Below are 25,468 nucleotides of genomic sequence, written 5' to 3' on the forward strand. Positions count from 1 at the left end.
ACGTGCCTGGTCTCACCCCCGGGCCGCGGTGCGCCCTTCGGCGAGGCCGGCGAGCGCCTCGGTGGCGCGTTCCCGGAACCGGGCCACACCGGCGACTTTGACCGCCTCGTACCCGCGCACGAGGTCCGCGGCGCGCACCACCTCGAGGACGGCCTCGACGTCGTCCGCGTCCGACGTGGCCAGGGCCGCCCCCACGAGCTCGCGGTACTCGCCGGGCAGGGCGCGTTCGAGTGCGCGGACCCGCCCCCACCCGAAGGGGTTCACGGCCGGGTACCTCCGCAGGGCCCGGCTCGCGGCGAGCAGCCCGAGCAGGGGCCGGGCCGGTCGGCCGAGCGCGATCTTCCTGCGCATCCCGATTGCCCGCAGCACCGGGGGATGGAGGAGGAACGAGTGGCTCGCGCCGGAGCCGAACGTCTGCTCGATCTCGCCCGCGAGCTCCGGGCGGAGCGACAGCCGGGCCACCTCGAACTCGTCCTTGTAGGCCATCAGCCGGTGCAGATGGTGGGCGAACTCCCGGGTGACCGGCGCGTCGTCGCCCCAGCCGCCCGCGATCCGGTGCACCGTCGCGACCTCGGTGGCGTAGTGCCGCGCGTATGCCACGTCCTGGTAGGCGATCAGCTCCCGTACCCGGTCGACGATCAGTGTGCCCGCAGGCCCGTCCGGGTCGAGACCGGCCGCCACGACGACGTCGACGGCGGCGGCCGTGGGCACCGCCGGTGGTGGGGCCGCCGTCCCGGCCAGCGCCTCCACCGTCCCCGGATCCACCACCCACTGCCGGCCCCGCCGGAAGGCCTGGACGTTCTGTCCGACCGCGGCTCCGTTGAGCGCGATCGCGGCCTCGAGCGACTCGGGGGACAGGGGGATCGCGCCCAGCTGCACGGCCACACCGAGCATCAGGATGTTCGCGGTCTGCTCGCTGCCGAGCAGGCCCTTCGCCAGCGCCTGGGCGTCGAACGTGCGGCTCTCGCCCTCCCGGCACCGACCGACGACGGCGGCGGCGAGCCGCTCCCCTTCGGGGTACCGGACGTCCGGGTCGGCCACCATCGGGCCGGTCGGGAGCCGTCCGGTCGAGAGCACGGCGACCGTCCGCGTGGGCGAGGTCACCGCGAGGTTCGCGGCGTCGGCAGCGACCAGCAGGTCGCAACCGATGTAGACGTCGCACTGCTCGGCGCCCATGAGGTTGGACTCCGCGACCGCCGTGCCGAAGCTGAGGTCGGAGACGACCGCACCGCCCTTCTGCGCCAGGCCGAGCTGGTCGAGCGTGCTGACCTGGAGGCCGCTGCGGGCCGCGGCGGTGGCGAGCACCTGGGCGGCGGTGACGATGCCCGTCCCCCCGACCCCCAGCATGCGCACGGTGACCACGGCCGGGACCGGCGCCGCGGGCGGCGGCGGCAGCTCGTGCTCCGGGAGGTCCGCGACCGCCCGGTCCCGGGGCGCGCCCGGGACGACCGAGACGAAGGCCGGGCAGTCGCCGAGCACGCACGAGAAGTCCATGTTGCAGGAGTGCTGGTCGATCTGGGTCTTCCGCCCGTACTCGGTGTCGACCGGCCGCACCGAGAGGCAGTTGGACTTGTGCCCGCAGTCGCCGCAGCCCTCGCACACCCGCGTGTTGATGTGGACGCGCGAGCCGGGAGTCGCTGCCTTGCCTCGCTTGCGCTTGCGCCGCAGCTCGGTGGCGCACTCCTGCTCGTGGACGATCACGGTCACGCCGGGGACGCCGGCCAGCTCCTCCTGGACCGCGACCAGGTCGTCCCGGTGCCGGACCTGCACGCCTCCCGGCAGTGCCCGGCCCCGGTACCGGCGCGGGTCGTCGGTGGTCACGACGACCCGCCGTACCCCGTCGGCGACGAGGTTGCCGATCAGGTCCCGGATGCCCCGGCCGCCCTCGACGGCCTGCCCCCCGGTCATCGCCACGGCACCGTTGAGCAGGATCTTGTAGGTCATCGTGACCCCGGAGGCGACAGCCGCGCGGACGGCGAGGCTGCCGGAGTGGTGGTAGGTGCCGTCCCCCAGATTCTGGACGAAGGGCTGCGGGTCGCGCAGGAACGGTGCCATCCCCACCCACGTCATGCCCTCGCCCCCCATCTGGGAGAAGCCGACGACGTCGCCGATCCGGTCGTTGTCCATGATGGTCACGAGGCCGGAGCACCCGATGCCGGCGCCGACGAGCGTGCCCGCCGGCGCCTCGGTCGAGCGGTTGTGCGGACAGCCGGAGCAGAAGTAGGGCGGGCGCTTGGCGCCCACGAGCGGGAGGTGGATCCTGGGCCGCTCGCGGCGGGCGAGCCACGCGCGGACGGCCGCCAGGTCGAGGCGGGCCGCGAGCCTCGGCGCGATCGCGGCCGCGATCACGTCCGGAGGGAGGTCGCCGTCGGTCCGCAGGAGCGGCTCGCCGTCGGGTCCCCGGCGGCCGAGGACCATGGGGCGCTCCGCCCGGTCGTAGAGCACGTCCTTCACCGCCGACTCGACGAAGGACCGCTTCTCCTCGACGACGACGATCTCGGCGAGCCCCTCGGCGAAGCGGCCGACCGCGCGCCCGTCGAGCGGGTGGACGACGCCGAGCTGGAGCAGCCGGACGCCGCTTCGCTCCAGGTTCTCCTGGTCGATCCCCAGGTCGGTGAGGGCCGCGACCACGTTGCGGAACGTGGCTCCGGCGGCCACGAAGCCGATCGTGGCCCCGGGGTCGCCGGTGATGTGGTTGAGCTCGTTCAGCTCCGTGTACCGCATTGCGAGGTCGGTGCGGGCGGCCAGCGTGCGCTCGAGATCGGCGAGCCGGGGCTGCAGGAACCGGGCCGAGACCTCGTGGTCGTGTCCCATGGCGCGGCCGTCGGCCGAGGTCGGGATGCGGTACCGGTCCGGCCGGGGCGGTGCGATCCGCACGATCCCCGAGCCGTCGACGACACTGGTCGCGAGCTTGAGCCCGACCCACAGACCGCTGAACCGCGACATCCGGACGGCGTGCAGACCGAACTCCAGGATCTCCTGCGGATCGCGCGGTACGAGGACCACGAGCCCGATCTCCGCCATGGCGGCCTCGGAGGCGCTCGGGACCGTGGAGGACTTCGCGGTCGCGTCGTCCCCGACCAGCAGTACGACCCCGCCGCGCGGGTGTGCGCCCCCGAGGTTCCCGTGGCGCAGGGCGTCGGTCGCGCGGTCCAGGCCGGGGGCCTTGCCGTACCAGATGCCCAGCACCCCGTCGTGCGTCAACGGGCCCACCTGCGGGGCGAGCTGGGTGCCCTGCACGATGGTGACGCCCAGCTCCTCGTTCACCGCGGGTCGGTGCAGGACGTCGTGCTCGGCGAGAAGCTCGGAGCGCCGGGCGAGCTCCAGATCGAGTCCGGCCAACGGCGACCCCTCGTAACCGGAGATCATCGTGGCGGTCCGCAGCCCGTCGGCCCGGTCGAGCCGGTGCGCCTCCAGCGGGAGCCGCACCAGGGCCTGCAGCCCGCTCAGCAGGATCTCGCCCGACTCCGCTTCGTAGCGATCCGCCAGCGTGAAGTCTCGGGTCATGAACTGAGTCTCACGAACGGGCCTCCAGATTTCATCGACGTTTCCCACGGATCCCGGTGGGAATCGGTGCGGCACTTGTGTCTTTCCCCAGGCGCGGCGCCGCCGGCGGGTCAAAACCAGGTCTCGGACAGGTCGAGCGTGGTGCGGTCGAGGCTGTCCAGCAGATCGAACTGGGCACCCGTCCGGGGGAGCTCGTAGGCGAAGAAGTAGCGGGCCGCCACGCGCTTGCCCTCGTAGAAGTCGCCCTCCCCGCCCGCTGCCGTCAGCGCCTGCTCGAGCCAGATCCAGGCCAGGACGCAGTGGCCGACGGCCTCGAGGTACGCGGTCGCGTTAGCCAGGGCGACCTCGGGCCGTCCGGGGCCCCAGAGCCGTGCGGTGGTGGTGGTGATCCGCTGCGCGGCCCGGCGCAGGGCCTCGGCCCAGCCCGGCAGCGCCCCCGGTCCCGCCGCGGCCCGGGAGGCCGTGTCCTCCATGACGTCGAGGAGCAGGCGCAACGCGGCCCCGTCGGCCATCCGGACCTTCCGGCCGAGCAGGTCGAGGCCGTGGATCGCGTGGGTGCCCTCGTGGATCGAGTTGAGCCGGTTGTCCCGGTACAGCTGCTCGACGTTGTGGTCCCGGGCGTAGCCGTACCCGCCGTGGACCTGGATGGCGAGGCTGTTGGCCTCCACCGCCCACTGGGCAGGCCAGCTCTTCGCGATCGGCGTGAGCAGCTCCAAGAGCAGCCGGGCTCGGTCCCGCTCCTCGGGCTCCCCGGCGGTGGCGACGTCGTCGACGAGCTTGGCACAGTAGAGGCCCAGGGCCAGGGCGCCCTCGACGTAGCTCTTCTGCGCCAACAACATCCTGCGGACGTCCGGGTGCCGGATGATGGGCACCTGGGCGCCGCTCGCGGCCCCGAGCGGCCGGCCCTGGACCCGGGTCCGGGCATAGTCCACGGACTGGAGGTAGCCGGTGTAGCCCAGCGCGGTGGCGGCGAGGCCGACGCCGATGCGCGCCTCGTTCATCATGTGGAACATCTGGGCCAGGCCCTGGTTCTCCCGGCCCACGAGGTGACCCACGGCCCCGGCCGTTCCCCCCGGTAGGTGGCTCCCGTCGCCGAAGGCGAGGAGCGCGTTGGTGGTGCCGTGGTTGCCCATCTTGTGGTTGAGCCCGACCAGGGCGACGTCGTTGCGGTCACCGGGCTCGCCGTGCTCGTCCAGGACGTACTTCGGCACGAGGAACAACGAGATGCCCTTGACACCGGGCGGGGCCCCCGGGGTCTTGGCGAGGACGAGGTGGACGATGTTCCGGCTCATCTCGTGGTCGCCGCCGGTGATCCACATCTTGGTGCCGGTCACCCGGTAGGTGCCGTCGTCCTGCGACACCGCCCTCGTGGTGATGTCGGCCAGCGAGGAGCCGGCCTCCGGCTCGGAGAGGCACATGGTGCCGAGGAACTCGCCGGTCAGCATCGGCCGGACCCATTGCTCGACCTGCTTCGGGGTGCCGTACGCCTGGAGCAGATGGGCGTTGGCCACGGTCAGCAGCGCGTAGTTGCTTGTGCTGACGTTGGCCGCCTGGAACCAGCAGTGAGCCGCCTTGGACACCACGTACGGGAGCTGCATGCCGTCGAGCCCGGCGTCGAACTCCCCGGCGAGGAAGCCGGCCCCGCCGAGCGCCTCCAGCGCCTTCGCGACCTCCGGGACGGTCACCACCTCGCCGGTGTCGGCCCGGTACGGCTCGGTCGTGTCGGCGGCCTTGTTGTGGGGGACGAAGCGGTCGGCCGCGAGGTCGGCGGCGAGGTCGAGGACGGCGTCGAACGTCGTGCGCGAGTGGTCGGCGAAACGCTCCCGGGCGCACATCGACTCGACGTCCAGCCACTCATAGAGCAGGAAGTCTAGGTCGCGGGGATCGAGGAGGGGGACGTCGGAGCGGACGCTGTGCTTCACAGGCCGTGTCACCTCCCCACGAAGCGGGCCTCGCGGCGCTCGACGAAGGACCGCATGCCCTCGACGCCGTCCTCGGTGCGCAGCAGGGCGGCCGCATCGGGTGCCAGGCGTTCGATCGCCGCACGCTCGCCCTCCAACCGTGCGCGGTGGGCCGACTCCAGCGTCGTCCGCACTCCGAGCGGGCACGCCTTCTCGCTGATGTACTCCGCGATCTCGATGGCGCGGTCGAGCTGCCGGCCCGGCTCCACGACCTCCTGGACCAGCCCGATCCGCAGGGCCTCGGCGGCGTCGTAGGGCTCCCCGGTCAGGAGCCAACGCATGGCGTTGCCCCATCCCGCGTCCCGGGGGAGGCGGACCGTCGCGCCGCCGAAGGCGTAGATGCCCCGGTTGATCTCCATCTGGGCGAACCGGGCGTTCGAGGCGGCGACCCGGATGTCCGCGGCCAGCATCAGCTCGATCGCCAGGGTCATGACCCAGCCGTGCACCGCCATCACCAACGGCGTGGTCCACGGCCCGTCGGTGCGCCAGGGATCGCGCTGGTCGTCGCGGTCGAAGGTGAACGCGCCCCGGGCGACCTCCGGCCCGACCTCCAGGAGGTCGAGTCCACCGGTGAAGTGGTCGCCGTGGGCGAAGAGCACCCCGCACCGGATCTCTGGATCGGTCTCGAGCCGGTGGTAGGCCTGGGCGAGCTGGTCCATCAGCTCGAGGTTGAACGCGTTGCGCTTCTCTGGGCGGTTCAGCCCGATCAGCAGGAGGTGGCCTCGCCGCTCGACCGTCACCACCGGCCCGTGGCCGACGTCCTTGCGGTCGACGGCCTGTGTCGCCGGGTTCGTCATCGTCGTCTCCTCGTCGTCGAGTCCGACGGGAATGTAGTTGCACACTGCTACTAAAGGGAAGGCCGGTGTCGCGCCGGACCGCGGCGATTAGGGGCGTTCCGAACGGATCCGTGGCGGCATGCGGTAGCAAAATACAACGCAAACATCCTATGCTGACGCCCGTGAAGCACGAGGAGCTGCTGGACGAGAACTGTGCCATCGCCCGCTCGTCCGCCGTGCTCGGCGAGCGCTGGGTTTGGCCGATCCTGCGCCAGGCCTTCAACGGTGCCCGCCGTTTCGAGGAGTTCCAGAAGGGCATCGGCCTGGCCAGGAACATCCTGACGGACCGGCTCACCCTGCTGGTCGAGCACGGGATTCTCGAGCGCCGTCCCGCCGACGACGGCGGGGCGCACCGGCAGTACCGGCTGACGGCCAAGGGACACGATCTCTTCCCGGCCTACCTCGCCATCATGGAGTGGGGCAACAGGTGGACGGGTCTGCCCGCGCCCCCGATCGACGTCCTGCACAAGCCCTGCGGGCATCGGGTGAACGCCCGGGTCGTGTGCTCCGAGTGCGGCGAAGAGCTCACCGACCGGGAGACCGAGCCGGTCGTGGGGAAGGGCCTGTTCGTACACGCCGACCGCGGACGTCCCGCCAGGTCGGTGCGAGAGGTGCTCGGGATCGACGCGAAGCCGGGCGGCCGGGCCCCCCGGCCGCGGCGACGGTGATCCCCCGAATCGGAAGGTGGCATGACTGATGCAGTTCGAGCGACTGGCGGGTGACCTCGGACGGACCGAGGGCCCGGTCTTCGCCGGCTCCGGGGACGTCCTCGTGACGTCGATGGACCGTGGACACCTGTACTCGGTCGACGCCGACGGCGTCACCGCGAGGGTGATGAACACCGGAGGGGAACCGAACGGTCTGACCGAGGGCCCGGACGGTCGCCTCTACGTCGCCCAGAACGGTGGTCGCGGGCCCTGGAACATCCGCCCGATCTGCCCCGGTGGTGTCCAGGTCGTGGATCCGGTCGCCGGCAGCCTGCGCTGGCTCACGATGGACCCCGTCTCACCCAACGACCTGTGCTTCGGACCCGACGGGGCGCTCTACGTCACCGACCCCACCCGGACCCCCGCGCGGAACGACGGTCGCCTGTGGCGCGTCGATCCGCTCACGGGAGTGGCGGTCCTGCTGAGGTCGGTGCCGTGGTACCCGAACGGCATTGGCTTCGGGCCGGAGCCGGACTTCGTCTACGTCGCCTCCACCGGCGAGAGCGTCATCAGACGCATCGAGTTCAGCCCGGACGGCCTGGGAGCGGAGCACGACTTCATCACCATGCCGTACGGACACCCGGATGGGTTCGCGTTCGACACCGACGGCAACATGATCATTGCGACGGTCGGGACCGAGTCCGATCTCTCGGCACCGGGTGAGCTGCAGGTCTGGTCACCGGAGGGAACGCTCTCGGAACGGATCCAGCTGGGCTCCGGCCACTACTACACCAACGTGGCCCTGAGCGGGGACGGTCGTCTGATCGTGACCGACACCGACGACTGTGCCGTCCTGGTCGCCGACGGCTGGCCGGGCAAGGGCCTCCCGCTCCACCCGCACCGGGTCTAGCGTCCGCGCGCCCGGCGTGTCTTCAGTCCGCCGGGCCGGCCTCGGCCCCTCGTGACCGCGTGAGGAGCCAGGCGAGCACCGAGCGGTTCATCCCCTCGTAGGTGCGCGGATCCATCCCCGTCAGGTGCTCCCACCGGTGCAGCCGGTAGGTGACCGTGTTCGGGTGGATCTGGAGCTGCCGGGCGGCGTCGACGATCGAGAACCCGTGGTCCCGGTAGGCCGCCAGCGCGTCGACCAGGCTGGCCTGCTGGCCGACGACGTCGACGAGGTCGCCCACGAGCGGGCCGAGGCGCGCGGCCTGGGCCAGCAGCGCGGCCTGGAGCCAGACGGCCTCGAACTGCTGGACGGGGTGCTCCCTGTCGACCAGCGCCAGGGCGAGGTCCGCGTCGTCGATGCTGGTGGCGGCGCCGGCGAGGCCCATCCGCGCGAGCCCGACGCCGGCGTGCGCCTGAGGCCACTCCTCGCGGAGCGCAGCGGCGACGCGCACCGCGTCCGTCCCCTGGCAGACGAGGACGACCTCGAGGCCGCGGCGCACCGCGATGGCCGGGGACATGAAGCGGCTGAAGCGTCTCTGGAGCTCCCCGACATCGTCGGTGCGCACCGCGCCTCCGCGGACGACGGCGGCCACGAACCGGCCCCGGGGGTCGAAGCGGAGGCCCTTGGCGACCGCCTCGGTCTCGTCGTCCTCCGGGCGGTCCCCGAGCAGCTCGATCAGGCGGTGGCGCAGCGTGATCTCGTTGGCCTGCAGGCTGCGGGTCGACGTGTGCGCCGCCGCGACCTCGGTGGTGATCTCCAGCATCGTCGACCACATCGCCGTGGCCGCCCGCGCCAGGACGCCCTGGTCCGAGCTCGTGCTCTGCATGATCTTCCACAGTTCCTGGTAGCAGGCCTGATGGGCGCCGATGGCCGAGGCGACGCTGACCCCCTGGCGCGCCCGGAGCCGCCCCAGAGCGGCCGCCCTCTTCAGATCCTCCTCATTGGGCGCGCGCGACTCCTTGATCGAGGTGACCAGCCGGATCTCCTGTTCCAGAACGTGCTGATAATGCTCCTCTTTGCTGACGAGCGTGTAATCCGGAAATGCTTCGCGGACGTTCTCGGTAATGGCGACCGCGGAGGTGGGCAATTCCGCGAGGATCCGGTCGCACAGGTACCGGAGCCCGTCGCCGTCGTCGGCTTCGATCATGGCGGCATGCCTCCGCTCGCGGTCGCCGGCCGGGCCACAAGAGCCCTGATGACTATGGAAAGTGAGGAGAGAGTGCGTCTAGTGGGGTGAAAATCCGTGCTTCCCCCAGTGACACCTCCTGTGACGCGAACCATACTGGAATCCGACCCCCCGGCCAATCCCGCCGCCCGAGAGGACGGCACGCGCCCCGTCCGTCCGCGTGAGTTCGGTCGGGAAAGCTGTTTTCCGTCCCCGGGCCAACGTCGCCCGAAGGCGCCCGAAGTCCTGCTCCCGTTCCTCATCAGGGTCTCAACGAAGAGGTCGCTGCTCATGAAGAAGTTGTGTGGCATACTCGCGCTGCTGCTCGGTGTGACATTCCTCGCCTCGTGCGCGAACAACTCGTCCGGAGATGCCCAGAAGGCGTCAGACGGGCAGGCGGTGGTCATCGCCACGCAGGGTGCGGACACCGACATCATCGCGAGAACCGCGGTCAGTCAAGGGATGTTCGCCCGGCACGGCATCGTGCCCGATCTCGTGGGCGTGAACGGGGGCGGCCCGGCCGCGGCGGGCCTGGCGAGCGGATCGATCACCGTCATCGCCCAGTCGCCGGCCTTCGCCGTCCAGTCCAGCCAGAGCGGGACCAGGCTGAGGTTGTTCTGCGGGGCCAAGAACCAGCTGGCGCTGGCCGTGGTCGCCAAGCCGGGCAGCACCTTCGATCAGCTGGCGGCCGGCGGGGACTGGAAGCGGAAGGTTGCCGCCTGGAAGGGCACGACGATCGGCGTGCCGGCCCTGGGCGGGGCGATCCAGATCTGGCTCCAGCAGGTGGCCCAGGCCGCCGGGGTGGACAAGAGCGGCCTGACGTTCGTCGCGGTCGGGCTCGGGCAGTCCGCCACCTCGGCGTTGCAGACCGGACGGGTCGACCTGGTGGCGACCTCGCCGTTCGCCCAGCAGGTCATGGTCGCGCAGGACTACCCCGTCGTCTTCGACTTCAGCACCGACGGGGTCGCCGCGATCGGACAGCAGGCCCAGGGCGGGTACCTGGCCTCGGAGGCCTGGCTGGAGAAGAATCCGGAGCTGGCGAATGCCTTCTGCGACGCTATCGGCGATGCGGTCGGGTACCTCCGCGACCCGGCGAACAGAACGACCATCTCGGCGATGCTCAGTAAGGACTTCGGCGTCTCGGAGGGTGCGATCCCGCAGGCGGTGGAGGCGGTGTCGCACTACTCGACGGACCTGAGCTGCGGCCCGATCGACAAGGCGCTCGCGAGCGCCGTCGCCGGGGGAGTTCTCACACAGGCACCGACCTGTCGGGAACTCGTCTGGAGTCCCTGACGCGATGAGCGAGAACCGGAGGCATGAAGTGACCGTGGAACGCACCGATGACATCGCGACCGCCGTCTCGGCCGTCGAGGACGACGTGCGGGGCGCCCGGGACCACCTCGCCCTGTCCGCCGAGTCGGTGGACCTCGTCTATCCGGCCCGGCAACGGAGCGGCAGCGTGGAAGCGCTGCGGGACGTCTCCCTCGACGTCCAGTACGGGGAGTTCGTCAGCATCGTCGGCGCCAGTGGCTGCGGGAAGACGAGCCTGCTCAACATGTTCGCGGGCCTGGTCACCCCGACGTCGGGGCGCGTGCGGGTGAACGGCGCGCAGCCGGTCTGCCCCCCGCCGGACGTGGGCTACATGTCGGCACGCGACGGTCTGCTCCCGTGGCGCGTGACGGAGAAGAACGTTACGCTGGCGCTGGAGGAGCGCCCCGACTGGCCGCGCGTACGGCGCCGGCAGCGGGCCAGGGAACTGCTCGACACGGTGGGCCTGGCCGGCTTCGAGAACGCCTACCCCCGCCAGCTGTCCCACGGCATGCGCCAGCGTGCGGCTGTCGCGCGGACACTCGCGCCCGACCCGAGCATCCTGCTCATGGACGAGCCCTTCGCCGCCCTCGATGCCCAGACCCGGATCCGGTTGCAGGTGGAGCTGCTGAGGATCCTGGAGGGTTCCGACGCGGGGAGGCGCCGGAGCGTCGTCTTCGTCACGCACGACCTGCAGGAGGCGCTGCTGCTCGCCGACCGCGTCGTGCTGATGCTGCCCAGGCCGGGGCGCATCGCCGTGCAGAAGGAGGTCCACCTGCCGCGGCCGCGGTCCATGCACCTCAGGGAGATCCTGTTCAGCGCGGAGTTCCACGACCTGCACGCGGAGCTCTTCGAAATGCTCGAAGAAAGCATCATGTGACATGACGATCGTAACGACCGAAACCGAAGCGCCGCAGCCGGTACAGCCGGCCGGGAGGCGTCGCCGGGACTCCGGGCTGCTGGCGAGCACGCCGTTCATCGTGTTCTCCCGCATCCTGCTCGGCGGCCTCGTGCTCGGGCTGTGGCAGCTGGCCGCCTCGCTGCAATGGGTCTCGCCCACCTTCGTCGGGAGCCCGCTGGGGACGGTGGAAGCACTGGTCGAGTTCGCGGACTCGGGCAAGCTGGTCACCCAGAGTGCGGCGACACTGGGGGCGCTGTTCCTCTCGCTGCTGATCGCGGTCCCGCTCGGCACCCTCGTGGGGCTGCTCCTGGCCAACAACCGGTTCCTCGACCGCGTGGTCTCGCCCTTCCTCATTCCCGTGAACAGCCTGCCGCGCCTGGCGTTCGCGCCCCTGTTCCTCCTCTGGTTCGGCCTGACCATCTGGTCGAAGGTCGCCCTCGCGAGCTCGCTGATCTTCTTCATCATGATCTTCAACACCCGGGCCGGGGTGCGCAACGTCGATCCCGACATGATGGAGGTCGCGACGCTCCTCGGGCTCTCGTCGCGGAGCGTCCTGCGGAAGGTGTCCCTTCCGTTCGCGGTGCCGTCGGTCGTGGCCGGTGTCCGGCTGTCGGTGACCTACGGGCTGCTCGGCGTGATCGGCAGCGAGATGATCGCGGCGCGGGACGGGATGGGCGTCAGCATCGTCACGTCGGCGAACGCGCTGAACACCAACGGGATCTTCGCCGTGCTGGTGGTGCTCGCGGCGATCGCGACGCTGCTCGGGATCATCACCGGCCTCCTCGAGAAGTGGCTCCTGCGGTGGCAGTAGGGGGAGCGGGCACGGGAGCGCGGTCCTCGGAGACCGGTGCGGGGTACGTCTGGCCGCGCCCACGTCCGGCCGACGGGTACCCGGCCCATGGCCGGACTGGCTACGAGCTCACGGACGTCGACATCCTCCAGGTGGACGGGACACCCGACGCCCTGCCTGCCGAACCGGAGGCGCTCTCGGACCTCGCCTTCGCCCTCGGCCTGCAGGCGACGGTGTACGGGCTCCCGGCGGTCGTGCAGTACGCGCACCTCTGTGCCGAGACGGTGCCGGCTCCCGGGGCGCCGGTCGTCGTGAACCGCCTCGTCCACGGGCGCGAGCTGGCCGGCCCGGGCTACGCCGTGTTCGGCAGCCCGAACTCGGACACTCTGTACTCGAACTGCCTGCTCGACCTGAGCGCCGGGCCGGTCGTGCTCGAGCTGCCGGACTTCGCGGGCCGGTACTTCACGGTCAACTTCCTCGACGCGTGGGGGAACGCGACGAACATCAGCCGTTCGACGTCGGGGCGGGAGGCCGGGCGGTACCTGCTGTACGCGACGGACGAGCCGGGGTGCGTCGTCGAGGGTGCGACCCCCTTCCGGGTGGCGACGGACCTTTCGTGGATCCTGCTGAGGATCTTCGCCGCCGGCCCCGACGACCTGGCGGCGGCGTGCGCGCTCCAGGACGGCGTCACCCTGGCCCCGGTCGGGCCGGGCGCGGTCCGCGCCGCGGACCATCCGGTGGTGAGCCCGGAGACGGTGCGCACGGACGCGTTCGCCTTCTTCGCGACCCTCGACCACCTGATCCGCCGCAACGGGCACCCGCGGCAGGAGGACGCTCTGCTCTTCGGATGGCGAGTGCTGGGGATCGGCGTGCCGACCTCCGCGTTCGATCCTGACGTGCTGGCGCCCGCCGCGCGGGAGGGGCTGGCGCGGGGCTTCGCCGCGGGGTACCGGGTCGCCGCCGCGACATTGGCCAACAAGGGCCAGGCCGTCTCCGGTGGGGCGTGGCGCCGGAGCGACTGCGGCGCCTGGGGCTTCAACTACAACCTCCGCGCGGCTCAGAACATCATGGGCCAGGGCGCGACGGTGGTGCAGGAGAACCAGTCGTTCGTCGCCTTCGTCGACGGCGATCTCCGCGAGCTGACGGGCGAGGCCGGCGCGTACCTGCTGAGGTTCGAGCCCCCGCCGCCGGTGAGCGCATTCTGGTCCGTCTCGGCCTATGACCGGCGCACCGGCGAGTACTGCGCCAACCCGCTGGGCCGCTACTCGATCAACAGCGCGTCACCCGGTCTCGGCCGGGGGGACGACGGGAGCGTGCACCTCGTGATCTCCCACGACGCCCCGCCCGGCGAGGCGGCCGGGGCGAACTGGCTGCCGTGCCCTCCGGGGCGCTTCTATCTCGTCATCCGGGCCTACCAGCCCGACGAGGCGGTGATCAGCGGCGACTGGGAGCCACCGCCGCTGCGGAGAACGGGCTCGATCGGACCGGAGCAGGCGCGGGTGGCGGCGGCTCCTGGTCGCCCCTGACCGGGCGGCTCTCGTGCAATGCACACAAGTCCTCGTAGATCGGCGGCACGACCCTTCGGAATGCACCATGACAGGTGTGGCCGGAACCGAAGATACTGGTCCGCACGGGCGGGGCACGGCTCGGTGCGACCGGTCGTCCATGAATCGAAAGGCGCGGCGTGGAATATCAGGGTCCCATCATCGATTGCGACGTCCACCATCGTTGGCGCGACATCCGGGACATTGCCGAGTTCCTGCCGAAGCAGTGGCGCGAGTACGTGCTGAACACTCGTCTGGCCCCTCCTCCGGTGCACTACCCGTTCCCGTTCGGGACCAACAAGAGGCTGGACACGTTCGGCCCCAACGGTGAGCCCCCAGGCACCTCGCACGACATGCTGCGGAGCCAGCTCCTCGACAAGTTCGGTGTCACTCACGCGGTGCTCGGGTACGACGTGGGTGAGGAGATGAGCCATCCGAACCCGCACTACGCAACCGCGATGGCGTCCGCGTCGAACGACTGGTCCATCGCGAACTGGCTCGACGCGGACCAGCGGTTCTACGGTGCGGTGCTCGTCGCGGCCCAGGACCCCCAACGTGCCGCTGCGGAGATCCGGCGGGTGGGATCGCACCCGCGCATGGTGGAGGTGCTGTTCTCGGACTGCGGCGCCAGCCACCCGTTCGGTCACCCGGTCTACGACCCGATCTACCGGGCCTGCACCGAGCTGAACCTGCCGGTCGCGATCCACTTCGGATCACCGACGTTCGGGGGCCTCGCGCAGATGTCGGCCGGCGGGCTCCCCTTGAACCGGCTCGACTACTACACGCTGCTGAACCAGGCCGGGATGCACCACTTCGCCAGCTTCTTCACCCAAGGTTGCTTCGACCGCTTTCCCGACCTGCGGATGGTCATGCTGGAGGCCGGGGTGAACTGGGTGCCGTGGGTGCTCTGGCAGCTGGACGCCTACGCCGACGACCTGAGGTGCGAGAACCCGACGATGACCCGCAGACCCAGCGAGTACCTGCAGTCCAACATCTGGATCTCGACACAGCCCCTGGAACCGGGCCCGGGCATCCGCGACCAGGCCGCGCTGCTCGGCGCGGTGGAGGGGCTGGAGAAGAGCCTCTGTTTCGCGAGCGACTACCCGCACTGGGACGCCGACGAGGTCGACTACATCCAGCGGTTCCTCCCGTCCGACTGGTTGCCGGGGCTCTTCTACGACAACGCGGCGCGGCTGTTCAAGCTCCCCGAGCGGGTGCTCTCGTGAACGCCGGACCGGTCATCACGGCGGGGAACGTCCGTGACCTCGAAGAGGGCGTTCCGTCGGTCGTGGCCGCCGAGGTCGGCGGCATCGCGGTCGCGGTGTGGAGGGGGAAGCTCTACGCGTTCCGGGCCACTTGCCCGCACGAGCAGGGCCCCGTCGGGTGCGGCCGGGTCCGCACCCCCCTGGTGAGCGACCGGACGGGCACGGCCGGGACCGACGAGTCGCGGCCCGTGGTCATCTGCCCGTGGCACCGGTGGGAGTACGACCTGGGCACCGGGCGCGGGGTGCGGAACCCGCGGGCCGCGCTGAGAACGTTCAAGGTGTGGCAGGAGGACGACACCATCTACGTGGACACGTCGAAGCGACCGGGCCGAGAAGGGTAGGGAGGACATGACATCAACGACGTCGGAGGGCGTGGGATCCGGTGTGATCGACACGGCCGTCCATCACGACTGGCGCGACCAGAACGAGATCGTCCGCTACTTGAGCAGCGCGTGGCGCGAGTACGTCGGCGAGTCGAAGTGGTTCTCGTGGGGCCTCGGCACCAAGGACATCTCCCTGGACGTGCCGTACATGCACCCGCGGTCGGCGGCGATGGGGGAGTCGCCCACCCCCGGGTACGCGGAGCTGGCCGCCCGGCTGGAGCGCTCGGGGGCGGACAAGGGCGTCCTCGTGTACGGCAAGAGCATGCTCATGCCGGCGGACAACAACCCGCACCTCGGCCGGGAGCTGTGTCATGCGCTCAACCGGTGGACCGTGGAGAACTGGCTCGACCCGGACGACTCCCCGTTCCTCGGCAGCATCCTGGTCGCGAACCAGTTCCCCGAGCTCAGCGCCGAGTGGATCCGTGAGTTCTCCCGGCATCCGAGGATGGTGCAGGTCGCGCTGGGCGGCAACGGGCTGGGCAAGCCCTTCGGACATCCGGTCTACGACCCGATCTTCCGGGCGGCTGCGGACACGGGCATGCCGGTCGTCATCCACACGCTCGCCGACGGCGCCGCGGACTCACTCCCGCACAGCCTCGCCGGCGGGGTCGCGGCCTCGTACGCCGAGTACCGGGCGCTGAGCGCGCAGAGCCTCATGACCCACGCCAGCAGCCTGATCTCCCAGGGCGTGTTCGAGCGGTACAAGGACCTGAAGGTCGTCCTGATGGGCGGCGGGATCGCCTGGGTGCCGGCGTTCCTCTGGCGGATGCAGACGAACTTCGGGCCGTTCGGCCGGGAGGCCCCCTGGTTGAGGTCGCTGCCCTACGACTACTTTCTCCGCAACATCCGGGTCAGCACCTACCACCTCGAGAAGGCTCCCTCGACCGAGTCGTGGCGGAGCGTGCTGCGAGCCGTCGACGACTCCGGCAGCATCTTCTGCTACGGCAGCGGGATGCCGTTCGGGGACTTCGACACCGTCGCCGGCGTCCGCGCGACCCTGCCCGCCGAATGGCACCCGAACGTCTTCGGCGGCACCGCGGGCGACCTCTACGGCCTCACCTCGGAGCGTGTGGCGAATGGCTAGGCCGACGGTGGTGCTGACGGACCCGATCGACCAGGCGGGCCTGGACCTCCTGACCGGGCGCGTCGAGGTGGTCCGCGGCTTCGGTGGTGTGACCCCCGACGAGCTCGCCGGCATGCTGCGGCAGGCGGACGGGATGATCGTCCGGGCGTTCCGGGCGACGGCGGAGGTGATCACCGGTCTGCCGCGGCTCAAGGTCATCGTGAAACACGGCGCCGGGGTCGACAACATCGACGTCGACGCCGCCACGGCCCGCGGGGTCGCCGTGGTCAACACGCCGCAGGCCGGGGCCGTCGCGGTCGCCGAGCACACGGTCATGCTGATGATGGCCGCCGCCCGGCGGGCGGTCCCCGCGCACGAGGCGGTCCGGTCGGGCGACTACCGGGTGCGCGACGTGTGGCGGTTGACCGAGCTCCACGACAAGGTCTTGGGGATCGTCGGACTCGGGCACATCGGCCGACGCGTCGCCCACATCTGCGCCATGGGCCTCGGCATGCGGGTCGTGGCGTACGACCCGTTCCTGCCCGAGGACGCGGAAGCGGTGCCGGGGGTCACCCGGGCCGGGTCGCTGGGCGAGCTGCTGCGGATGGCGGACGTCCTGACGCTCCACGCCCCGCTGACGACGGGCTCCGCACACCTCGTCGGCGCGGAGGAGATCGCCGCGATGAAGCCCGGCGCGATCCTCGTTAACACGGCGAGAGGGGGCCTCGTCGACGAGCAGGCCCTCGCGGTCGCGCTCCGGGAGGGCCGGCTCACTGCGGCGGCCCTCGACGTGTTCGAGGTGGAGCCACCGGAACCGGGGAACCCGCTGTTCGACCTCCCGAACGTCCTGACGAGCCCGCACGTGGGGGGCCTGAGCTGGGAGGGGGCGGCACGCGTGGCCTTGGCGGCGGCGGAGACGGCCGTGTCGTTCCTCTGCGAGGGCGGGACCGGTCCAGGGCGTCTGCTCAACCCCGCCTACCTCGCGCCGGCGCGGTGAGTCCGATCGAGGAACGTCCTGACTGTCGAGGAGGCGGTGGCGGGTGAAGGTGTCGGTGGACTTCGACGCGTGCGACGGGCACGGCTTCTGCGCGGAGATCTGTCCCGAGGTGTTCGCGATCCTCGACGACGGCGGGCTGAGCCTGCTGCAGGAGTCCGTGGAGGAGACATCCGCGGGACGGCTGGGCGAGGCGGAGCGGGTCTGCCCGACGCAGGCCATCACCGTTCTCGCCGACTGACAACGAGGAGAAGACCATGGGTCTGGGATCACTCATCAAGGCCCGGATGGCCTACGACGAGCTGGTCGTCGGGGTGACCGTGAACTTCGTCCACGCAGGACTGACGGAGTTCCTGGGCAACCTGGGGTTCGACTGCGTCGTGATCGACGGGGAGCACGGTCCGGTGGTCGACAGCTGTGTCGAGGACGTCGCCCGGGCCGCGGCGCTGACGCAGACCGCCAGCATCATCCGGCTGCCCGTCTCCGGGCCGCAGATCGAGCGCTATCTGGGGATGGGCCTGTCCGGCCTGCACATCCCGCGGGTGCGGACCGTGGCGGAGGCCGAGGAGGTCACGGGGGCGGCCCGTTTCCTGCCGTTGGGGACCCGGTCGGTGGGGAACTTCCGCGCGTCCGACTTCGGTCTGCGGGAGGGATGGCCGACCGAGATGATGAGGACGGCGAACGGGGACACCATCGTGATGGTGGCGATCGAGGACCAAGAGGGCATCGACGCCCTGCCGAGCCTGCTGAAGATGCCCGGGATCGACGTGATCCTCATCGGCGAGGGAGACCTCTCGGACTCCCTGGGCCTCGTCGGCCAGAAGGACCATCCGACGGTCCGTGCGGCGTCCGACGCGATCGCCTCGATGTGCCTGGCGGCCAACCGCCCCTTCGGTCTCGGCGCGGACTCCGCCGCAGGTGTCCGGGCGGCGCGGGAGCGAGGTGCCAGTTACATCCTCACCTCGGTGACCTCGTGCCTGCGCGGCGGTGCGGCGGAGATCCTGGCCGAGGCGCGCAAGAACTGAACCCGGCGACGACGAGAGCGTCGTCCGCCCGGCCGCCCTGCGGCCCATCGAAAACACCGACGACAGTGAGGTCGACATCATGACAGGACGTCTCGAGGGCAAGGTCGCATTCATCACCGGGGCGGCCCGGGGCCAGGGGCGTGCCCACGCCGTGAAGCTGGCGAGCGAGGGCGCCGACATCGTGGGGCTCGACATCTGCGGGCAGATCGACTCGGTCGACTACCCCATGAGCACGCCCGAGGACCTGCAGGAGACCGTCGAGCTGGTCGAGAAGCACGGCCGGCGCATGATCGCCGGGGCGGGCGACGTCCGCGACATTGAGTCGCTGCGGGCCCTCTACGCGGAGGGCGAGGCCACGTTCGGTCACGTCGACCTCGTGGTGGCCAACGCCGGGATTATGCCGATCTGGGGCCGGGACTCGGACACGATGCTCGCCTGGCAGGACAGCCTGGACGTGATGCTCACCGGGGTGCTGCACACGGTCGAGACCGCGTACCCGCGCCTGCTCGAACAGGGCACCGGCGGGTCCATCGTGCTCACCGGCTCGATGGCGGCGCTGAAGCCGATGATGCGGACCCTCGGCGGACGCACCCTGGGCGGGCTCGGCTACAGCGCGGCCAAGGCTGCGGTGGTCAACCTCGCCCAGAACTACGCCAGCATCCTCGCCGCGCACCACATCCGGGTCAACGTCGTGCACCCCACTGGGGTCAACACCCCCATGACCGACAACCCCATGGTCCACGAGCGCTTCGGGACGATCGACCCGGACGACAAGCTGGCGGTCGCGAACGCGATGCCCGTGCGCTTCGTCGAGCCCCAGGACATCGCCGACGCGGTCGCGTTCCTCTGCTCGGACGAGGCCCGGTTCGTGACGGGCGCCGAGCTCCGCGTCGACGCCGGCTCCCGGTTGCGCTGACCGGGCCCGCGACCAGGACAGGAGGAGCTCGATGAAGAAGCTGCAGGCCATCCTGGGGGCGGCCCTCGTGGGCGCGCTCACCGTGGCGTGCTCGAGCGGTGCCGCCCAGGACACCGGCGGCGCCGCCGGAGGCCAGCACCGCGTGGTGATCGCCACCCAGGGCTCCGATGTGGACATCATCGCGAAGATCGCGGCCGAGCACGGCATGTTCGCCGCGCACGGGATCGTGCCGGACCTGGTGCCCGTCGGTGGCGCCGGTCCCGCGGCCGCCGGACTGGCGAGCGGGTCGATCAACGTGATGACGCAGTCGCCCGCATTCGCCGTCCAGTCCGGCCAGACCGGCTCCAAGCTCAAGCTCTTCTGCGGTGTGCTGAACACGATCGCCCTTGCGGTGATGGCACGCCCGGACAGCAGCTTCGCCCGGGCGAGGACCAGCGACTGGCGGACCGAGGTCTCGGCCTGGGAGGGCGCCACCATCGGGGTGCCGACGCTGGGGGGAGCGCTGCAGATCTGGCTCGAGCTCGTCGCGGACGCGGCCGGGCTCGACAAGAAGAAGATCACCTTTGTCGCGGTGGGGCTCGGCGCTGCGGCGACGTCCGCGCTCGACACGAAGAAGGTGGACCTGGTGGCCACCTCGCCCTTCGTGCAGCAGATCATGGCGTCGCAGAACTATCCCGTCGTCTTCGACTTCAGCACGGACGGGGTCGCGGCGATCGGACAGCAGGCGCAGGGCGGCTACCTGGCCACGGAGTCCTGGCTCGCCGCGAACCCCGACGCGGCCAAGGCCTTCTGCGCGGCGGCGGGTGACTCCATGAAGTACCTGGCCGACCCCGCGAACAAGGAGCCGATCACGGCGATGCTCAAGAGCTCCTTCGGGGTGCCGGACGCGGCGATCCCCGAGGCGCTCACGGTCGTGTCCACCCACTACTCGACGGACCTGAGCTGCGGACCCATCGAGAAGGCGCTCGCCGCGGCCGTCACCGGTGGTGTGCTGAAGAGCGCGCCGACCTGCGCCGAACTCGTCTGGAACGGGCAGAACTAGACGGGTGCGGACAGCGACGGCAGCAGTACCTGAAGGCGTGTACCCATGACAGCGATGACCCTGGCCATCGCCCGGATGGTCACCGACGCGGCGTTGTGGTGCGCCGAGCAGAGCGGGGTGAAGGTGGCCGTGGTCGTCGTCGACGGGCACGGTGACCCGCAGATGGTGGCCGTCCAGGAGGGCGCGCCGCTGATCGCGCGCGACTTCGCACTCAAGAAGGCGTACACCGCGCTCGTCTTCCACAGCCCTCCCGACGAGCTGTCGGGGGCGGACGGGTTCTCCGCCGTCCGGCAGGCGGCCGTGGCCGATCCCCGGCTGTTGTTCATGGCCGGGGGGTGGCCGCTGGACATCGGCGGGCGGACGGTGGGCGCCATCGGGGTCTCGGGGGGCTCGCTGTCCGAGGACCGGGAGTGCGCGCGGGCGGGTGCGGAGGCGGTGCGGCGGCACGCCGCGGTCCAGCCGTAGCCCGGTCGGTCCGGACGCGACGGGATGGCGTCCGGACCGGCGGCCCGCGGCTACCGGGCCGCCATCCGGATGGCGCCGTCCATGCGGATCGTCTCGCCGTTGAGGTAGTCGTGCTCCGTGATCATCGCGACGAGACGGGCGTACTCGTCCGGCTCGGCGAGGCGCTGGGGGAAGGTCACGGACTTCGCCAGGGCGTCCTGGACGTCCTCGGGCGCTCTTCGCGACGCTCGGCGCCGAGGGGCCGGCGGTGATCTGCGAGTCCCTGCGGACGCCGGTGGGTGGGTTCGGCGGCGTCCTGCGCGAGGTGCCGGCGCACGTGCTGGCCGCCACGGTGATCAGGGCCGTGGTCGAGCGGTCCGGGCTGCCCCCCGAGTCGGTCGACGACGTGCTGCTCGGCAACTGCTACCCGACGATGGACGCCCCGGCGATCGGCCGCGTCGCCGCGCTCGACGCCGGGCTGCCGATCACCGCCTCGGGGCTGCAGATCGACCGCCGCTGCGGGTCGGGGCTGCAGGCCGTGCTGTTCGCCGCGATGCAGGTGCAGACCGGGGTCAGTGAGGTCGTGCTGGCCGGCGGGGCGGAGTCGATGTCCAACGCGCCCTTCTACTCCACCGCCATGCGCTGGGGTGCCAAGGCCGGGCCCGGCGTGCTGCTGCACGACGCGCTGGCCCGCGGCCGCGTGACCGCAGGCGGGGAGAACTTCCCCGTGCCCGGCGGCATGATCGAGACCGCCGAGAACCTCCGCGCGGAGTACGAGATCCCGCGCGCCGAGCAGGACGCCTACGCGGTGCGCTCGCACCGGCGGGCGGCCGCGGCGCAGGCCTCCGGGGTGTTCGCCGAGGAGATCGTGCCGGTCACCCTGCCGGGCCGGAAGGGCTCCGCCGACGGCACGGTCGTCGACTCCGACGAGCACATCCGGCCGGACGCGAACGTGGAGAAGCTGTCCACCCTGCGCCCGATCATGGGCAAGCAGGACCCGGACGCCACCGTGACCGCCGGGAACGCGTCGCGGCAGAACGACGGCGCGTCGATCTGCATCGTCACCTCGCCGGAGAAGGCGGCCGAGCTGGGCCTGCGCCCGCTGGCGAAGCTGGTGTCCTGGGCCTGGGTGGGGTGGCGCCGAAGACGATGGGCATCGGCCCGGTCCCGGCCGTCGCCAAGGCCCTGGACGTGGCGGAGGTCGCGCTCAAGGACGTCGATCTCATCGAGCTGAACCAGGCGTTCCCCGCGCAGGTGCTCGCGTGCACGCGGGAGTGGGGGTTCGCGGAGAGCGACTTCGAGCGGACCAACGTCCACGGTTTGGGCAGATGCAGCGGGAGCGCCGGTGCCCCGGGGCCGGGCCGTCCTCCCCGGAGCGGACGGCCCGGCCGACCCCGCTCGGCGCACGGCGCTCGGGGAAGGGGCGACGGGGTCGGCCTCAGGCCGCGCCGTGTCCGGTCGCGGTGGGTTCGGTGGTGGGGATGTCGAGGAGGAGGTCAGTGAGCCGGGCCGGTTCGGTGATCATGCAGTCGTGTCCGGTGGTGAGCTCACGGATGCGGGCGGGCTGTCCGTCGGGCTGGTGGGAGGGGACGGGCCGACGGGCGATGTCGGCGGGTCCGGTGCCGACGCAGTGGACGTGGGTGCGGGGGATGGCGTCGGCGTCGGGGTTGTAGAGGGTGACCGGTTCGAGGAAGCAGCGCACGGACTCCGCGCCGAGGGTGGGGCGGACCCAGTCGAGGTCCTCGGGCGGTCACGCCGAACAGGCCGTGGGGTGCGGGCATCTCCGGCAGCGGGGGGATGCGCCAGGGCTGGTCGGTGGCGGCAGCGTCGTCGATCATCATCTGGGTGATCGGCATGACGTCGAGGGCGCTCTCGCCGTGGATGAGGGCCATGGCGTCGACGAAGACCAGGTGGGCGATGCGGTCAGGGATGCGGTGGGCGGCCGCGGAGATGATCATGCCGGCGTAGCTGTGTCCGACGAGGACGACGTCGGTGAGGTCGTTGTCGAGGACGGTGGCGGTGATGTCCTCGACGTGGGTGCTCAGGTCGATGTCGGGGCCGAGCAGGTGCGTCGTGTCGCCGTGGCCGGTCAGGGTAGGGGCCAGGACGCGGTGGCCGTGGGCCCGGAGCAGTGGGACGACCCGCTGCCAGGCCTGGCCGTCGTGCCACGCCCCGTGCACGAGGACGAAGGTGCGGGGAGCGGATTCGATGGTCGATGTCATGGGCCGAACGCTAGGCGGCCGTGAGATACCCAGAGGTATCTCATGGGTCGCCCGCGGCTACCGCTCGAGCGCCGCGATCCCGAACTCCAGGAGCGGTGGCACGGCCTCGCCGGCACGGTCGAAGCCGTCCCCGACGGTCTTCTTCGCGAGGAAGCGGTAGTGGATGCCCTCGTTGATCACCGCCAGCTTGAAGGCGGCCAGCCCCAGGTAGAAGCCGAAGTCCCCAAGATCGTGACCGCTGCTCTCGGCGTAGCGCCCCGCGAGGGCGTCGGCCGTCAGGAAGCCGGGCGCGCCGGGCGCGTCGGCGACGGCCGGATGGCCCGGGAGCAGCTCCGGCAGCCGGGTGTAGAGGACGAGGAGGGCCACGTCGGTGAGCGGGTCGCCGAGCGTCGACATCTCCCAGTCGACGACGGCCGCCACCCGGTCGACGTCGTCGACGAGGACGTTGTCGAGCCGGTAGTCGCCGTGGACGATCGCGTGCCGGGCGTCGGCCGGGGTCCTCTCGACGAGCGCCGCGTGCAGCCGGTCGGCGTCGGGCAGCTCGCGGCTGCGGGACGCGTCGAGCTGCTTGCGCCAGCGCCGGACCTGGCGGGCCGGGAAGCCGGCCGGGCGCCCGAAGTCGGCGAGGCCGACGTCGGCCGGGTCGATCCGGTGCAGGGCCGCGAGCGTGTCCACCAGCGCGGTCGAGACGGCGCGGGTGCGGTTGGTGCCCAGGCCGGCGAGCTCGTGGGCATGGCGGAACGGCCGTCCCGCGACGTACTCCATGACGTAGAAGGGCGCACCGAGAACATCGAGGTCGTCGCACAGCGCGTGGGCCGCCGGCACCGGGACGCCGGTGTCGCGCAGCGCCGTCATCACCCGGAACTCCCGGGACATGTCGTGCGCCGTCGCCAGGACGTGCCCCAGCGGCGGCCGGCGTACGACCCAGCTCCGCGACCCGTCGGTGACCAGGAAGGTCAGGTTGGACATGCCCCCGGTCAGCAGCGTCGCCGTGAGCCCACCCGCGACGCCGAGGACGTGGCGGCGGAACCACGGCTCGAGACGATCGAGGTCGAGACCGGCTACGGGCAGGGTGTCCGGCCGGGTCACGACGACGCCGTCGCGGAGTCCGCGGCGGCCAGTCCGAAGATCAGCGCGGACGCGAGACCGCCCAGGTAGGCGTGGTTGTAAAGGCCACCGATATCCGAGCCCGCCGCCAGCAGCCCGGGGATCGGACGGCCGGCTGTGTCGAGGACGCGCCCGGAGGTGTCGATGGTGACGCCGTGGAAGGTGAAAGTGATGCCCGGCACGCACTCGATGACGTAGTAGGGCGGTTCGTCCAGGGGGAGGGGATCCTGGCTGCGCTCCGGGGTGATGGCCGTACCGGCGCGGGCCGCCTCGTTGTGGGCCTCGATCGCCTGCCGGATCGCCTTCCCGTCGTACCCCCACTCCTCGGGGAGGTAGGCCAGCTCGTCGAGTTCCTCGGCGTACCCGCACCGCGCGCCGCGCTTCTGGGCCAGCTCGAACTTGTCCAGGCTGATGGCGCCCTCGACGTAGGCGGTGGTCATCCAGTCCCGGTGGACGCGGGCGTCGGCGATCAGCAGCCCGCGGGCGCCGGGCTGGGTGACCAGGGCCATGTTGTTGAGGTGGTCGCCGATCGTCTCGTCGACGAAGCGGCGGTTCTCGGTGTTGAACAGCAGCGCGTGCTCGCTGTAGTAGAGCGCCAGGGCGACGAACTCGGACGGGTCGAGGGTGATCCCCGACGGGACGAGGTGGCCGTAGAAGCCGGCGTCGTCTGGGCCGGTGGCGGCACCCACGGAGGTCGCGAGCCGCAGCCCCGTGCCGCGGCTCTCGGGGTTCGACCGCAGCGTCATCAGGTCGGCCTGCGGGTGCACCCGTTCGACCAGCATCTCCGGGTTGGCCTGGAACCCACCGGTCGCGAGCACCGTCGAGGAGGCGCGCACGAGGCAGGTCTCCCCGTCGGCCATCGTCACCTCGGCGCCGACCACCGCGCCCTCGTGGGTCTCGAGCCGCTCGACCCGCGCGCCCAGGTGCACCGATCCCGAACGCTCCACCTCGCGGCGGCACTGGTCGACGTAGTGCATGGTGTCGAACTGGTGACCCCGGCCGACGTGCGCGACGGTCACCTCCGGTCCGCACAGGACGTCCATCTGCCGGATCCAGTCCACGCCGTCGGAGAACCGGTCCACCAGTGCGCGTCGCAGCTCGAGGCCCCCTTGTGGGTTCTCGACGTCCATCACCTCGTGGCTCGGCGCCGTCCAGATGTAGCCGGCGTAGGTGGCCGACCCACCCAGGTTTGGCGCCACCTCCACGAGGACCACCCGGGCTCCTCGCCGGGTGGCGCGTGCGGCCGCGGTCATCCCGGCCATCCCGCCGCCGATGACGAGCACGTCAGTGTCGAGCACGCGGGTCTCCGGGCGCTCCGTTGCTTCCCCCACTACGCCTCACTCACAGTTCGTGACGAATAAACCGACTTAACTTCAGTTAGCATCGGGCGTCCGGTCACCGG

General features: G+C 71.3%; 22 protein-coding genes and 2 pseudogenes. 16 read left to right on the forward strand and 8 right to left on the reverse strand.

Annotated features, from left to right (window positions below):
* Positions 1–12 precede the first annotated feature (12 nt).
* The 3 genes from ABD324_RS12525 to ABD324_RS12535 all read right to left on the reverse strand — a co-directional run bounded on the left by ABD324_RS12525 (position 13) and on the right by ABD324_RS12535 (position 6,265).
* Entirely contained in the window at positions 13–3,507 is a 3,495-nt protein-coding gene (locus tag ABD324_RS12525) for an indolepyruvate ferredoxin oxidoreductase family protein (RefSeq protein WP_344415755.1), read from the reverse strand.
* A gap of 110 nt (positions 3,508–3,617) precedes the next feature.
* A complete protein-coding gene (locus ABD324_RS12530; RefSeq protein ID WP_344415757.1) occupies positions 3,618–5,429 on the reverse strand; it encodes an acyl-CoA dehydrogenase in 1,812 nt (603 codons plus the stop codon).
* 8 nt (positions 5,430–5,437) lie between these two features.
* Entirely contained in the window at positions 5,438–6,265 is an 828-nt protein-coding gene (locus ABD324_RS12535; RefSeq protein WP_344415760.1) for a crotonase/enoyl-CoA hydratase family protein, read from the reverse strand.
* A gap of 161 nt (positions 6,266–6,426) precedes the next feature.
* On the opposite strand from ABD324_RS12535, the gene ABD324_RS12540 reads away from it, so the two are divergent.
* Positions 6,427–6,972 (forward strand): winged helix-turn-helix transcriptional regulator, encoded by a 546-nt coding sequence (locus ABD324_RS12540; RefSeq protein WP_344415762.1) that lies wholly within the window; start codon positions 6,427–6,429, stop codon positions 6,970–6,972.
* Between the two features lie 28 nt (positions 6,973–7,000).
* Positions 7,001–7,861 (forward strand): SMP-30/gluconolactonase/LRE family protein, encoded by an 861-nt coding sequence (locus ABD324_RS12545; RefSeq protein WP_344415764.1) that lies wholly within the window; start codon positions 7,001–7,003, stop codon positions 7,859–7,861.
* A 22-nt stretch (positions 7,862–7,883) separates the two neighbouring features.
* Here the strand turns inward: ABD324_RS12545 and ABD324_RS12550 are convergent, their stop codons facing one another.
* Positions 7,884–9,044, reverse strand: coding sequence for a PucR family transcriptional regulator (locus tag ABD324_RS12550; protein WP_344415766.1), 1,161 nt, complete (start codon positions 9,042–9,044; stop codon positions 7,884–7,886).
* A 309-nt stretch (positions 9,045–9,353) separates the two neighbouring features.
* Here ABD324_RS12550 and ABD324_RS12555 point away from each other — a divergent pair, with 309 nt between their 5' ends.
* The 13 genes from ABD324_RS12555 to ABD324_RS12615 all read left to right on the forward strand — a co-directional run bounded on the left by ABD324_RS12555 (position 9,354) and on the right by ABD324_RS12615 (position 20,758).
* On the forward strand, positions 9,354–10,355 hold the full coding sequence (locus ABD324_RS12555) for an ABC transporter substrate-binding protein (protein ID WP_344415768.1): 1,002 nt from the start codon (positions 9,354–9,356) through the stop codon (positions 10,353–10,355).
* Between the two features lie 34 nt (positions 10,356–10,389).
* On the forward strand, positions 10,390–11,250 hold the full coding sequence (locus ABD324_RS12560; protein WP_344415771.1) for an ABC transporter ATP-binding protein: 861 nt from the start codon (positions 10,390–10,392) through the stop codon (positions 11,248–11,250).
* 1 nt (position 11,251) lies between these two features.
* Positions 11,252–12,082, forward strand: a complete 831-nt coding sequence (locus ABD324_RS12565) for an ABC transporter permease (RefSeq protein ID WP_344415773.1) — start codon at positions 11,252–11,254, stop codon at positions 12,080–12,082.
* 131 nt (positions 12,083–12,213) lie between these two features.
* On the forward strand, positions 12,214–13,587 hold the full coding sequence (locus ABD324_RS12570) for a DUF1254 domain-containing protein (protein ID WP_344415774.1): 1,374 nt from the start codon (positions 12,214–12,216) through the stop codon (positions 13,585–13,587).
* Between the two features lie 158 nt (positions 13,588–13,745).
* Positions 13,746–14,831, forward strand: coding sequence for an amidohydrolase family protein (locus ABD324_RS12575; RefSeq protein ID WP_344415776.1), 1,086 nt, complete (start codon positions 13,746–13,748; stop codon positions 14,829–14,831).
* Positions 14,828–15,211: a Rieske (2Fe-2S) protein gene (locus tag ABD324_RS12580; protein WP_344415779.1), complete on the forward strand. Its 384-nt coding sequence runs from the start codon at positions 14,828–14,830 to the stop codon at positions 15,209–15,211. Before ABD324_RS12575 ends, ABD324_RS12580 begins: the two co-directional genes overlap by 4 nt.
* A gap of 7 nt (positions 15,212–15,218) precedes the next feature.
* The gene (locus ABD324_RS12585) at positions 15,219–16,337 is read left to right on the forward strand and encodes an amidohydrolase family protein (RefSeq protein ID WP_344415780.1); all 1,119 of its coding nucleotides are present in this window, start codon (positions 15,219–15,221) and stop codon (positions 16,335–16,337) included.
* Positions 16,330–17,313: a hydroxyacid dehydrogenase gene (locus ABD324_RS12590; protein WP_344415782.1), complete on the forward strand. Its 984-nt coding sequence runs from the start codon at positions 16,330–16,332 to the stop codon at positions 17,311–17,313. Before ABD324_RS12585 ends, ABD324_RS12590 begins: the two co-directional genes overlap by 8 nt.
* A 43-nt stretch (positions 17,314–17,356) precedes the next feature.
* Positions 17,357–17,551 (forward strand): ferredoxin, encoded by a 195-nt coding sequence (locus ABD324_RS12595; RefSeq protein WP_344415784.1) that lies wholly within the window; start codon positions 17,357–17,359, stop codon positions 17,549–17,551.
* A gap of 16 nt (positions 17,552–17,567) precedes the next feature.
* The gene (locus ABD324_RS12600; RefSeq protein WP_344415786.1) at positions 17,568–18,335 is read left to right on the forward strand and encodes an HpcH/HpaI aldolase family protein; all 768 of its coding nucleotides are present in this window, start codon (positions 17,568–17,570) and stop codon (positions 18,333–18,335) included.
* Between the two features lie 79 nt (positions 18,336–18,414).
* Positions 18,415–19,251, forward strand: a complete 837-nt coding sequence (locus ABD324_RS12605) for a mycofactocin-coupled SDR family oxidoreductase (RefSeq protein ID WP_344415788.1) — start codon at positions 18,415–18,417, stop codon at positions 19,249–19,251.
* 31 nt (positions 19,252–19,282) lie between these two features.
* Complete coding sequence (locus tag ABD324_RS12610; RefSeq protein ID WP_344415790.1) at positions 19,283–20,293, forward strand: ABC transporter substrate-binding protein; 1,011 nt, start codon at positions 19,283–19,285, stop codon at positions 20,291–20,293.
* A gap of 45 nt (positions 20,294–20,338) precedes the next feature.
* Complete coding sequence (locus tag ABD324_RS12615) at positions 20,339–20,758, forward strand: GlcG/HbpS family heme-binding protein (RefSeq protein WP_344415792.1); 420 nt, start codon at positions 20,339–20,341, stop codon at positions 20,756–20,758.
* A gap of 50 nt (positions 20,759–20,808) precedes the next feature.
* Here the strand turns inward: ABD324_RS12615 and ABD324_RS12620 are convergent.
* Positions 20,809–20,949, reverse strand: a pseudogene (locus ABD324_RS12620) (3-hydroxyacyl-CoA dehydrogenase); the annotation flags it as partial.
* Between the two features lie 56 nt (positions 20,950–21,005).
* On the opposite strand from ABD324_RS12620, the pseudogene ABD324_RS12625 reads away from it, so the two are divergent.
* Positions 21,006–22,093: pseudogene (locus ABD324_RS12625) on the forward strand (acetyl-CoA C-acyltransferase); the annotation flags it as partial.
* 191 nt (positions 22,094–22,284) lie between these two features.
* On the opposite strand, the gene ABD324_RS12630 reads toward ABD324_RS12625, so the two are convergent.
* From ABD324_RS12630 to ABD324_RS12640, 3 genes are read right to left on the reverse strand one after another with little or no spacing between them, the layout of a single operon-like run.
* On the reverse strand, positions 22,285–22,959 hold the full coding sequence (locus ABD324_RS12630; RefSeq protein ID WP_344415794.1) for an alpha/beta fold hydrolase: 675 nt from the start codon (positions 22,957–22,959) through the stop codon (positions 22,285–22,287).
* Between the two features lie 57 nt (positions 22,960–23,016).
* Positions 23,017–24,048 carry a phosphotransferase family protein gene (locus ABD324_RS12635; protein WP_344415796.1) on the reverse strand — a complete coding sequence of 344 codons (1,032 nt, stop codon included), beginning with the start codon at positions 24,046–24,048 and terminating at the stop codon, positions 23,017–23,019.
* Positions 24,045–25,364, reverse strand: coding sequence for an FAD-dependent oxidoreductase (locus tag ABD324_RS12640; RefSeq protein WP_344415798.1), 1,320 nt, complete (start codon positions 25,362–25,364; stop codon positions 24,045–24,047). Before ABD324_RS12640 ends, ABD324_RS12635 begins: the two co-directional genes overlap by 4 nt.
* Positions 25,365–25,468 lie beyond the last annotated feature (104 nt).

Source organism: Pseudonocardia ailaonensis, from assembly GCF_039531635.1.
Classification (GTDB): Bacteria; Actinomycetota; Actinomycetes; order Mycobacteriales; family Pseudonocardiaceae; genus Pseudonocardia; species Pseudonocardia ailaonensis.

What these genes read in the sequence shown, in the direction of transcription:
- ABD324_RS12630 (WP_344415794.1), bottom strand. Translation starts at nt 22,959, where the DNA reads ATGACATCGACCATCGAATCCGCTCCCCGCACCTTCGTCCTCGTGCAC.
- ABD324_RS12535 (WP_344415760.1), bottom strand. Translation starts at nt 6,265, where the DNA reads ATGACGAACCCGGCGACACAGGCCGTCGACCGCAAGGACGTCGGCCAC.
- ABD324_RS12610 (WP_344415790.1), top strand. Translation starts at nt 19,283, where the DNA reads ATGAAGAAGCTGCAGGCCATCCTGGGGGCGGCCCTCGTGGGCGCGCTC.
- ABD324_RS12565 (WP_344415773.1), top strand. Translation starts at nt 11,252, where the DNA reads ATGACGATCGTAACGACCGAAACCGAAGCGCCGCAGCCGGTACAGCCG.
- ABD324_RS12585 (WP_344415780.1), top strand. Translation starts at nt 15,219, where the DNA reads ATGACATCAACGACGTCGGAGGGCGTGGGATCCGGTGTGATCGACACG.
- ABD324_RS12590 (WP_344415782.1), top strand. Translation starts at nt 16,330, where the DNA reads ATGGCTAGGCCGACGGTGGTGCTGACGGACCCGATCGACCAGGCGGGC.
- ABD324_RS12550 (WP_344415766.1), bottom strand. Translation starts at nt 9,044, where the DNA reads ATGATCGAAGCCGACGACGGCGACGGGCTCCGGTACCTGTGCGACCGG.
- ABD324_RS12615 (WP_344415792.1), top strand. Translation starts at nt 20,339, where the DNA reads ATGACAGCGATGACCCTGGCCATCGCCCGGATGGTCACCGACGCGGCG.
- ABD324_RS12545 (WP_344415764.1), top strand. Translation starts at nt 7,001, where the DNA reads ATGCAGTTCGAGCGACTGGCGGGTGACCTCGGACGGACCGAGGGCCCG.
- ABD324_RS12605 (WP_344415788.1), top strand. Translation starts at nt 18,415, where the DNA reads ATGACAGGACGTCTCGAGGGCAAGGTCGCATTCATCACCGGGGCGGCC.
- ABD324_RS12555 (WP_344415768.1), top strand. Translation starts at nt 9,354, where the DNA reads ATGAAGAAGTTGTGTGGCATACTCGCGCTGCTGCTCGGTGTGACATTC.
- ABD324_RS12600 (WP_344415786.1), top strand. Translation starts at nt 17,568, where the DNA reads ATGGGTCTGGGATCACTCATCAAGGCCCGGATGGCCTACGACGAGCTG.
- ABD324_RS12525 (WP_344415755.1), bottom strand. Translation starts at nt 3,507, where the DNA reads ATGACCCGAGACTTCACGCTGGCGGATCGCTACGAAGCGGAGTCGGGC.